This window comes from bacterium endosymbiont of Bathymodiolus sp. 5 South, assembly GCF_900128535.1.
Lineage (GTDB): Bacteria > Pseudomonadota > Gammaproteobacteria > PS1 > Pseudothioglobaceae > Thiodubiliella.
Map to the genome: position 1 here is coordinate 1 of NZ_FQTR01000069.1, position 10,840 is coordinate 10,840.

A 10,840-nucleotide genomic window follows, 5' to 3' on the forward strand; every position below is an offset into this window, starting at 1 on the left:
TACTTCTGTGGCTACTCAAACTATATGCCAGGTATGCCTTGTAATGCCACCGAGTTGGTGCACTTTAGGAAGCGTATAGGCGTTAAAGGTTTTAATCTTATTTTTAAAATGAGTGTTGCCTTGCATGGTAAACAAGCCCAAGAATCTACCGTATTGATTGACACCACCGTACAAGAAAAAAACATCACCTACCCCACTGATGCCAAACTTGCCATTAAAATCATCAATCGCCTTAACAAGCTGGCAAAGCGTCATGGCATTCAACAACGCAGAACCTATGTTAAAGAGGTTAAAAACTGCCGCCTTAGCATTCGTCACTTCCGCCATGTTAAAAAGCGTGCCAAAGCTAAAAAAGCTTTAACTCGCCTGAGAACTATTGCCAACAAGCTCATCAGAGAATTGCAACGCAAACTGCCACAATATCTGTTGTTTGAAACTTATCAAAAGCACTTCTTGTTTTATCAGCGTGTGCTTGCTCAAAAACCCAAAGATAAGAACAAAATCTATTCATTACACGAGCCTGATGTGTATGTCATTGCCAAAGGCAAAGACCACAAGCAATACGAGTATGGCAATAAAGTCTCAATCGTCTCAACCAAAGACACAAACATCATTGTTGGCGTAGCCAGTCATGATAAAAATATTCATGACTCAAAAACTTTAACTGTTGCCATAAGCCATGCTAACAGCAATAGAAACAAACCCATCAAACAAGCGGTATGCGACCGAGGCTATGTTGGTGCAAAGGTAGTGCTCGGTGCAAACATCATCTTGCCTAAAAAAGCCCTTAAGCGAGACAATCGTTATCAACGAGACAAAAAGCGCAAACTGTGTAAAAGACGAGCGGCGATTGAGCCGATTATCGGACATCTTAAATCGGATTTTAGACTTTCTAGAAACCTGCTCAAAGGGCAAGTTGGTGATGAGATTAATGTTTTAATGGCTGCCTGTGCTTGGAATTTGAAAAAATGGCTGGTAATAGCCACTATTTTTTTGTTTTGGCAAAAACTGGGTTTATTTTTTGTAAAATACCTAAGGTTTTTTGCGGTACTGGATAAAAAGCAGTTTTGTTGATTTAGATGGTTGGAAAAATGGGTGGTTTTGGTTTGTTTGGAGTGGTTTTTAAGGGGCGACTAGGTAGGGCGTTGAGAGGTTGTTTTTTGTAGCATTTTCTGACAATTATCATATAAAATAATCTTTGTACTATGTCTGTAGTTTTTACACATATTTTAGATTACAATAGAGTGAATTTTTACTGGGGGGTTTTTTTTTCATGTTTTTTAGGTGTTTATTGGTATTTTTATTAAGCAGTTTTTGTCTGAGTGTTAATGCAAAAGATGATAATTATAGTTTGAATGGTTTGATTCATAAGGCATTGAACTATCACCCTTCAATTAAATCAAGCGCCTCTTTGCTGTCTTCTGCAAAAAAAGGTCTTGAGTCGGCAAAATGGCAGTATTTCCCAACACCAAGCGTTTCAATAAGTCGAGTAAATGCCACAACTACAGATCTAAGTTATTCTGGAGATGATAAAGTTATTAAGTTAGGGCTTAATCAAACACTTTGGGCAGGAGGCAGAATTGATGCAGGTATGGAAAAGGCTCAGGCGCAACTGAGTATTCGTAAGTCTATCTTGCTTGTTGCAAGAAGGCAATTGGCATTTAATGTGATCCGTTCTTATAGTGCTTGGTATAGTAGTCATTTAAAGCGTAAAGCATTTTCTGTCAGTAAACAAGAACATGAACTTTTACAAAAAAGAATTGTGCGTCGCATTGAACAAGGGCTTTCCCCTGAAATTGATTTGTCATTAGTCAGTAGTCGTCTATTGCAAGTAAGCGCCAATTTAAATTCTGCTATTACACAACATCAAAGGGCATTACTGCAGTTAGAAGAGTTGGTTGGCGAGTCTTTAAATATAGATCTTTTAATTGAAAGTATTTCAACTAATTATGTGGTTAATGGTGTGAAAAAAGTATTACTTAGTCAAACACTTGGAATTGATCCAAAGTTAAAAGAATTATCAGAAAGAGTTAAAGAGAGCCATTCAACTTATAAACAAGTAAAATCTAGTTTATCTCCACAGCTTAATTTAAGAGTTGAGAGGCAATGGGGTAATCACAATATTATTAATGCCGATACTGAAAACCGTATTTTTCTTGAACTCTCTAGCAGTTTTGGTGCAGGTTTAAGTATACTCTCTAAAATTGAGAGGGCAAAATTAGAGGAGCATTCTATTTTGCTTGATTTAGAGACTCAGAACAAAAAAACAATTACAGAATTTGAAAGTGATTGGCTTTCGTATCAGTCATTATCTAAACAAAATAAACTGCTAGGATCTGCTCTATTGGCAGCACAAAAAATACAACAGTCATGGTATCGACAATTTTTAGCAGGTAGAAAACAATGGCAAGATGTGATGAATTCTATCCGTGAAGTAGCGCAGTTAAAATCTCAGATTGCAGATGTAGTTGCAGAGTCTTTATCAGTTAGTTGGCGTTTGATGATACGCGTTAAAGGTGTTGGTGCAATTTAGTATATAGTAAAAATTATGATAGCAAATACAAACAACGATGTTAAACAAATACTCTTAAATACTTTTCAGCGTCTATCGCAAATGCAACGATCGCGTTTTGACCGTGCTGAATTACAACAAGTTATTGAAGATGAAGTTAAAGAAGGTCTTGCTAATTTTTCAATAGTACAAAATATTTGTCAGGCATTATTAGTACACAAACCTAAAGAACTTAAATTTGTTGATGATCCTTCGTTTTTGCCGTTATTAATATTTGATAATATTGAAAAAAAATGGGGTATTTTAAAAACCATTAACAGTAAAGAACAATGGATTTCTGAATGGTTTTCAATTGAACGCAACACTTGGTTGGAAGTTGTTATTGAAGATTTTAATGACTATGAGATTTTTTCTTTAAAGCTTAAGAAAAAATTTGATGCAAATAGTAGTCGAATTTTTCAAATGGTTAAATCAGAGTTGATTAGGCATAAAAAGTGGTTGATTGATGCTTCAATTTCTGGTGTGTTGATCAATACGATTGCTGTTACTAGTGCGTTTTATTCAATGCAAATTTATGATCGTGTGGTGCCAACAGGTGCACAACAAACTTTGCTCGTATTAACCATTGGTATACTTTTTATTATTGGACTAGAGTTGGTTGCTAAATTAGTGCGTGCAGGGTTGTATGAAAAGCTCATTGAAAGTGTTGATAGGCGCTTATCTAGAGATGTTTATAAGCGATTTTTATCGCTGAGAATGGATCAATTGCCAAAAAGTGTAGGAAGTTTAGCGTCTCAAATGCGAGGTTATGAATCAGTGCGAAATTTTCTATCAGCAATTACAACTTACTTGATTGTTGATGTGCCCTTTGTATTGTTTTACATAGTTTTAATCTTATTGATTGGCGGTTATTTGGCGTTAGTACCCGTGGTATTTTTTGTGATTGCAACTGCTGTTGGCTTGTATTTTCATAAAAAAATAGAAGCGCTTGCTGATAACATTAATGAATCAGTGAATCTTAAAGTTGGATTATTGGTTGAATCAGTAGAAGGCGCAGAGACAATTAAATCTGGCCAAGGCGGTTGGCGCATGCTGTCTAATTGGATGAATGTGACTGACCAAGGGCGTAGTTATGATTTAGAGATGAAGCGCATGACAGATCAATCTCAATATATGGTTGCTCTTTTTCAGCAGTCATCTTTTATTTTGATGGTGGCATCAGGTGCACTATTAATTGGCGATGGCGGCTTAACAATGGGTGGTTTGATTGCTTGTTCGATTTTATCAGGTAGAATTTTAGCGCCTGTTGCGCAAATTCCTTCTCATTTAGTGCAATGGGCTAACACCAAATCAGCGATCCGCTCTTTAGATGCTATTTGGGATTTAAAGTGTGATCATGACGATATAGAGCAGCCGATTGTTCTGGAGAATTTGCGTGGAGAATTCTATATTGAGCCTAAGACGCAATTTAATTATGATGGAAAAGTGGCACTCGTGTTGCCAGAATTAACCATTAAACCTGGTGAGAAAATTGCAGTTCTAGGTCCAATTGGCTCTGGAAAAACAACCTTGTTGCGCCTGTTGAGCGGTATGTATAAACCAAATCACGGTAGAATTTTGCTAGACGATATTGATTTGGCACATATTTCTAAACCCATGTTAGCTGAAAAAATTGGATTTCTGCAACAAGAGGGGCGTTTGTTTAAAGGTACACTCAGAGAGAACTTGATTTTAGGTTTGGTTGACCCAGGAGATGACAAGATTTTAAAAGTTGCCAAAATGACAGGGTTGTTAGATAGTGTGATTACAAGCCATGAAAAAGGTTTAGAGCGAGAGATATTTGAAGGGGGAATGGGGCTTTCTGGTGGTCAAAAACAACTGGTTAATTTAACAAGAGTGGTTTTACGATCTCCTAAATTTTGGCTACTTGATGAGCCAACTGCCTCAGTTGATAAAAATTTAGAAAGATTATTGATTAATTTATTTAAACAAATACTAACCCCAGAAGACACCTTGGTGTTAGTCACACATAAAATGGAAATGTTAGAATTGATAGACCGGTTAATTGTTGTTAATAAGAATCAAGTGATTATGGATGGTCCAAAAGATGAGATTATCGCAAAGCTTTCTGGAGGGGCAAAACAGAAATGACCATAAAATTAGAATCTATTTTGTTAAAAATTGAACATTCATTTTCTGTTAGTTATATTCTATTGGGTGGTTTTGTCGGTTTCTTGTTGTGGGCGAGTTTGTTTGATATTGATGAGACTGTGCGTTCTCAAGGTAGTATTGTGGCAAATGGAAATACCCAGATTATTCAAGTTGCTGATGGTGGTGTTTTGTCTAAGTTGCTGGTATCAGAGGGCGATCAAGTTAATCAAGGAGAACTCCTTGCAACACTTGAGAAAGATAGGGCTCAGGCTGGTTATTATGAGATTAGATCTCAAGTTGCCTATTTAAAATCAGCGTTAGCAAGAGCAAGTGCTGAGGTATTGGGAAAACCCATCGTATTTGACGAATTAACACAAAGTTATCCTGATTTTATTAATGCACAGCAAGCGCTTTATGCGCAGAAAAAACGCTCTTTAAATCAAGAGGTTGGCGTATTAGAAGAGGGTTTTGACATTGCCAACAAAGAGTGGGAGATGACGCAAGCATTGGCTAAAATGGGTGATGTAAGTGAGTTAGAGGCTTTAAGGTCAAAGCAAAAGCGTTTAGAGTTTAAGCGTAAGATTATGGAAGTCAAAAATCAATATTACGAAAAATCTTCTCGTGAGATTGAAAGATTAGAAGGAGATCTTGCCAAAAACTTGCATAAACTTAAAGAACAAGAAAGTATTTTGGAATATACCGATATTCGCTCACCTGTTTCTGGTGTGGTGAAGGAATTAAAAGTGACAACTGTTGGTGGCGTCCTTAGGTCTGGTGATCAATTAATGGAAATTTCTCCTTCTCAAGGTGGCGTTATTTTAGAGGCAAAAATCAATCCTATTGATATTGGTCGGATTAAACTTGGACTGCCTGTTACGATTAAATTGAATGCATTTGATTATACGATTTTTGGCGGTTTAAGGGGTGTGGTAACTTATATCAGTTCTGACACTTTACTAGATAAAGACCCCTCAGGTAGGCAAATTACTTTTTATCAAGTGAATGTAGAGATACAAGGTCCAGAGCATGAGGGTAATGCAAAATCTAGAAAAATTAAGGTTAAATTAGGAATGTCTGGTACGATTGATATTAAAGTCGGGACACGCTCCTTGTTTAGATATTTAACCAAGCCAATTACACGAGGTTTTAGTGGTGCGCTTAACGAGCAGTAATTTTTTTCTGGGTTTAAGTTGATTGAATTTAGTTGTAGCTTTTCACTGATTTTTTCTTTACTTATCACGCAGGTTAATGCGTATAAGCCATCATGGTAATCTAAGGAGTGCATCAAAAGCGCTTACAAATTAGGGCGAATTATTCTGATTGGGTTGATCTTTTAGTGGTAAATTATTCAATGACTATATTGTAATTGGGCAGGGCGTTGAGAAGTTGTTTGCCGTAGAATTTGGTGACAAGTCGATTATCAAAAATGGTGATTTTACCAGTATCGGTTTCAGTACGAATCAATCTACCACAGGCTTGAATGAGCTTGAGTGAAGCATCAGGTAGGGAAATTTCCATAAATGGATTGCGTTTTTGCGATTCTAAGTAGTCTGCTAGCGTCTTATCAATCGGCGAGGTGGGTACATTAAAGCGTAGTTTTACGATAATCACATGAGTAAGGTTGTCGCCCTTGAGGTCTACGCCTTCGGCAAAACTATCCAGTCCAAAAATCACGCTACCTTGGTTTTGTTGTCGCAAGTTGATGTGTTTTTCTAAAATTGCTTTTTTGGAGAACTCGCCTTGTATCAATAAATGTGGCTCAATCTTGTTTTCAACTAAGTCTGCCACCATCTGCATTTGTTTGTTTGAGGCGAACAATACCAGTGTGCCTTGATTGGAATCAATACGCTGCAACAGTTGTGTAGCAACTTCTTGTGTGTGCTCGTAGACCTGTTGAGGCGCGGCTTTAAATTTGGCAATGATGAAATCTACCTGTTCAAAAGAAAAAGGCGATGGTAGGCGCAAATATTGATTGTCAATTTTCGTTAAACCCAGTTGTCTGTTAAGTCTATCAAAACTACCTAGTGAAGATAGCGTGGCAGAGGTCAAGACACAGCCTGCTGCCTTAGACCAAATTAGAGTATCTAAGTTGGTAGAGATATCTGTTTGTGCGCTACAAAGGTTATAGTTGGTCTTTTTATTAGAGATATTTTTTTCAATCCAGCGAGAATAAGGCGATTTTTTAGCGTCATCATCAGTTTTTAAAAATGATAAGAACAGCTCAACAATATTGATTAAATGTTGTTCGCATTCGCCAAGGGAATTATTGAGTGGGCTGGCAATATGTTTATCCATAGGCTTTATTTTTAAGTAATCCTCCCATGATTTTTTTAAGACGATAAATTTGTTTAGAGCTTGGGCAATTAAGGTGTTGAGTTGCGTGCTAATTTCAGCAATACCACTATCAACTTTTCCTTGATTAAATAGGTATACATTTTCATCAAAAGATAGCGATTTTAATAAGTCAGCCAAGTCTTTTAAGTAGTTGTCTATTTGCTCAATGTCAATTTCAATGACTTCTTGTTCGGTGAGTTTAGCGATTTGTTCACTAAGTCCTTTGGCTTGACGAATGCTACTTTTAATAAATTCGGTATTGGTGCTCAGAGAAAAGTGCGATAAGGCTTTGGTATTTAGATGATGTGCTTCATCAAAGATAAATATACTGTCTGCCACATCAGGTAGCACTGTATTCCCTGTTGATAAATCTGCTAATACCAAGTCATGATTGGCAATAATCACATCAGCTTGGGCGATTTTTTTTCGTGCTTTAAAAAAAGCACAGTCTTGATAAAATTCACAGTTTTTCACAGTGCAAGTGAAACGATTACAGGCGATTTTTTGCCACAGTGTATATTCAGGCGTTTTGGTTAAATCATCAATCTCGCCATTCCATTTTTTTGCACAGTAATCATCGTGTAAGTAGTTTAATTCTCTTAATTGATACTGGTTAGGCGGCTCGTCAAATAATAAATCGGTGTTAAGTGGTAGCTCTTCACTGGCATTATCTTGTGCTAAATTAATCAAATTGCGAATACACACATAACGAGAACGCCCTTTGGCTAGTGTGTATTCAAAATCCACTGTGCAATATTTTTGTGCTTCGGGCAAGTCTTTTAATAGTAGTTGCTCTTGTAAGGCAACATTTGCACTAGAAACAATCAGCGTTTTTTTGCTGAATTTAGCAATGGGGATGCTACTGAGCAGGTAAGCAAAAGTCTTGCCTGTGCCGGTTGGCGCCTCTACGCATAGAATTTTGTTGCTATCTTGGTATTCTCCAGCTAGCGTTTTGGAGATTTCTGCAATCATTTTGTTTTGCGAGCCACGCACTTGAAAGCCATCCATATCTTCTTTTAACGCAATAAACGAATCACGGATTTTGGCTTTTAACTCGTCAGAAAGCATTTAAGATTTTCTTTGTAAGGATAGCTCGCAAAGCAAAATGAGCGCTTCTTTATATTTAGAATCCGGTAAAGAGTCTAATGATTTTTTTGCAAGGTCAGCTGATTTTTGCGCTTGTTTACGGGTGTAATCAAAAGCATTCACTGATTGTAAAATATCAAGAACCTGTTCCATTTTAGAATTGTCTGCGTTATTAATGGCGTCTTCTAGCAGTTGTCTGTCTTTAGCAACTGTATTTTTGAGTGCATAAATTATTGGTAGTGTGGTTTTACCTTCGCTTAAATCATCACCCACTTCTTTACCCATAGTCTGAGCATTAGACTGGTAATCCAACACATCATCAATAATTTGAAAGGCATTGCCCAGATGCAAGCCATAATTTTTTAGTGCTTGTTCTTGTAGCGTATCTACATTTGATAAAAGTCCACCAATTTGTGTTGCTGCTTGAAATAATACCGCTGTTTTGCGTTCAATGACTTGATAATATTCTTCTTCAGTGAGGTCGGCATTTTGACAATTCAGCAGTTGTAAAACCTCACCTTGTGCAATTTCATTAGTGGCTTTAGATAGAATTGTCATAATGCGCATTGACTCAGATTTAACCATCATCTCAAACGCACGAGAATAAAGGAAATCACCTACCAGTACACTGGCAGCGTTACCCCAAACCTCGTTGGCAGTTTCTTTGCCACGGCGTGACTTAGACTCATCGACAATATCATCGTGTAATAAGGTAGCGGTATGAATGAGTTCAATCACTACTGCCATTAAATGATGATGCTCACCTTGGTAATTGGTGGCGCGTGCACATAACAACAACAACAACGGACGCAAGCGCTTACCGCCAGCGTTAATAATATAACCACTCATCTGATTGATAAGTGCCACATCAGAACCCAGATGTTCAATCAATACTTGGTCAGTTTTATTGATGTCGTCTTGAATTAGATTTTGAATATCTTCAAAGGTTTTCATAGGTGTTTATTTTAAACTATTGGCTAATAGATATACCTCTTTAGAGCGCGCGCGTGATGCCTTAGGTTTGCGAATCACCACTTTGTTAAAAGCCGCTCGAGCGGCTTTGACATATTCATCAAAGCCCACACCTTGAAAGACTTTAACAAAGAAATAACCTTGTGGTGTGAGTGTCTTTATTGCCAAATCTAGTGCTAATTCGCACAAATACATAGATTTTGGAATATCAACAGAGAGTTGTCCACTCATATTTGGCGCCATATCGCTCAGCACTGTATCAACTTTTTTGCCTTTTGTGAGTGCGAGTAAGGCTTCGTACACTTCAATTTCAGTAAAGTCACCGCGCAGGAAATCCACACCATCAATGGGTTTAATATCCAAAATATCGCTGGCAATCACTTGTCCTTTTTTGCCAACCATTTTAATTGCAACCTGACTCCAGCCACCAGGAGCGGCGCCTAAGTCCAATACCACATCACCAGATTTGATAAATTTGTCTTTATCATTGATTTCAGTTAGTTTGTAAACTGCCCGTGAGCGGTAGCCCTCTTTTTGTGAGCGCTTTACATATTCATCACTTAAATGCTCGGACATCCAACGCCCAGAGGAGCTTTTTTTTGACATATAGAATTATTGTTTTAAGGGCTAGAAATATACGGATATCCAATCTTTTTACACTGATCTTCTAAACTTACTAGCGTCTTTCTTTCTACTAAAGGAAGACTTCCTGTTAATTCGCAATTCCCTGCGCCATACCCGCCATAAACCTCGCAGACTTTGTTATTTTCCAATGAGGGCAGCCAGTGACTATAAGTAGATGCTTGCTGATTGTAACAACAAGAAAAATAGATTGATTTTGAAGTTTTCGGGTCTTTTCCTGTTTTACAAACAGCAGTAGAAGTTAGCGCATGTGCTGTGCTATAAATGGAAATAATAATCAGGGTAATAATTAAATTTAGTTTTTTCATAATGTATGTAAAGGTCTCTATATTAGTTTAAGGTTTAAAAAATAACAAAGCGATGATTAGAAACAATGAAGACAATTGTCATTATTAAATCATCACCAAATCTTGATTTATTCACAGTTGTGCTGTAGAGGTAGCATTCCCGTAAATATAATAATTTACACTATTTTCTGTTTGTGCAATCTCTTGATAAAATCATTATCACTAACTTTTATATCAACCTTATTAGCTGAATTATCAATAATCTTAAGGATATTAGATTCGTTCAGAATATATTACCATAAAACTTCTAGCAATTTTTTAAAATTTCTTATATCAGAGCATCACCTTCTTTTTATGGTTTATTTTTATACTTTATTGGTACATATTTATTGGTTTTTTACCTCAGAATTATGTGAAATATTTGATGATTATAACATTCAATATACTCGTTTTTTTTGCATTTAATTTCAATGATTTATAGTTTTTTTAATATATTCATATTTACATAAAAATATCTATTTTTTTATTTAAAAATTGTGATACACTCTTCAGTGATTTTGAAAGAAATCAACTGACCAATAAAATTATAAGAGACTTTTGCATAACTCATAATTCTCCACCCTAATTTCAATTTTTAGATTTTTTTCAAAAATATTTTCAAAACTATCTGTATTTTTTCATAAAGTCCAAAAAAACCTTATTTTCCCAGCTGTTTTCTTGCTTTATTTCTCTATTTAGCCCTCTCCCACTCATTGGGCGTAACAATCCCCTAGACTTCGCATTTGTTTAAAAATATTCATCCCAGTTTTAAGATTGTGACTCATGGCAATAAGTTGCGCTCTAGTTTTGTTTCTTT

The 10,840-nt window shown here is 36.4% G+C and carries 8 protein-coding genes; 4 read left to right on the plus strand and 4 right to left on the minus strand.

Features of this window, described 5'->3' with window-relative positions; all coding sequences use genetic code 11:
• From BBROOKSOX_RS07135 to BBROOKSOX_RS07150, 4 genes are all read left to right on the plus strand, one after another.
• A partial coding sequence (locus tag BBROOKSOX_RS07135; protein ID WP_257607799.1) for an IS5 family transposase occupies positions 1–1,074 on the plus strand: 1,074 nt, incomplete at its 5' end.
• Between the two features lie 217 nt (positions 1,075–1,291).
• On the plus strand, positions 1,292–2,533 hold the full coding sequence (locus BBROOKSOX_RS07140; protein WP_180323901.1) for a TolC family protein: 1,242 nt from the start codon (positions 1,292–1,294) through the stop codon (positions 2,531–2,533).
• Positions 2,534–2,548: 15 nt separating this feature from the next.
• Positions 2,549–4,663 carry an ATP-binding cassette domain-containing protein gene (locus BBROOKSOX_RS07145; RefSeq protein WP_139660522.1) on the plus strand — a complete coding sequence of 705 codons (2,115 nt, stop codon included), beginning with the start codon at positions 2,549–2,551 and terminating at the stop codon, positions 4,661–4,663.
• Positions 4,660–5,835, plus strand: coding sequence for an HlyD family efflux transporter periplasmic adaptor subunit (locus BBROOKSOX_RS07150; protein WP_139660523.1), 1,176 nt, complete (start codon positions 4,660–4,662; stop codon positions 5,833–5,835). The genes BBROOKSOX_RS07145 and BBROOKSOX_RS07150 overlap by 4 nt, the downstream gene beginning before the upstream one ends.
• A 172-nt stretch (positions 5,836–6,007) precedes the next feature.
• Here BBROOKSOX_RS07150 and dinG read toward each other — a convergent pair whose 3' ends face one another.
• Genes dinG through BBROOKSOX_RS07170 form a run of 4 tightly spaced genes read right to left on the minus strand, consistent with a single transcriptional unit; the run spans position 6,008 to position 10,005 of the window.
• Positions 6,008–8,065, minus strand: a complete 2,058-nt coding sequence (gene dinG / locus BBROOKSOX_RS07155) for an ATP-dependent DNA helicase DinG (protein WP_139660524.1) — start codon at positions 8,063–8,065, stop codon at positions 6,008–6,010.
• Positions 8,066–9,037, minus strand: coding sequence for a polyprenyl synthetase family protein (locus BBROOKSOX_RS07160; RefSeq protein WP_139660525.1), 972 nt, complete (start codon positions 9,035–9,037; stop codon positions 8,066–8,068). It abuts the gene before it with no gap.
• Between the two features lie 6 nt (positions 9,038–9,043).
• On the minus strand, positions 9,044–9,661 hold the full coding sequence (gene rlmE / locus BBROOKSOX_RS07165; protein ID WP_139660526.1) for a 23S rRNA (uridine(2552)-2'-O)-methyltransferase RlmE: 618 nt from the start codon (positions 9,659–9,661) through the stop codon (positions 9,044–9,046).
• 14 nt (positions 9,662–9,675) lie between these two features.
• Positions 9,676–10,005, minus strand: a complete 330-nt coding sequence (locus BBROOKSOX_RS07170) for a hypothetical protein (RefSeq protein WP_139660527.1) — start codon at positions 10,003–10,005, stop codon at positions 9,676–9,678.
• Positions 10,006–10,840: the final 835 nt, after the last annotated feature.